The following is a 308-nucleotide window of genomic DNA, read 5'->3' on the forward strand; positions in this document are numbered from 1 at the left end:
GACGAACTGGCGGTCACTACGTTCCTTCGCTGGAATCAGACGCGACGACGTCGTGGCTCGACAACAACCGTCACCCAAGCCGCCAACGACAAGCGCGAGCTGCGCATCATCCTGGCCTTCATCGCATTCCTCAACCATCGATCTCGCACCGTCGTCACTGCCACCCAAGCCGATCTCGACGCGTGGGTGGCGACGGCATCCGCGGACGCATTCCGGATCCGCGGCTTCCTACGTTGGTGGGCGGGCTCTCGCCCCCCCCGGAACCTCCTACCGACACCACAAGAGGTACTCTCCTTCACAACCGGCGG

General features: G+C 64.0%; 1 protein-coding gene. It reads left to right on the forward strand.

Annotation, left to right across the window (positions count from 1 at the left end):
• A partial coding sequence (locus AC1RPQ_RS08295; protein WP_481762312.1) for a hypothetical protein occupies positions 1–308 on the forward strand: 308 nt, incomplete at both ends.

It is taken from the genome of Dellaglioa sp. CoH-57-MRSF-21 (assembly GCF_056781915.1).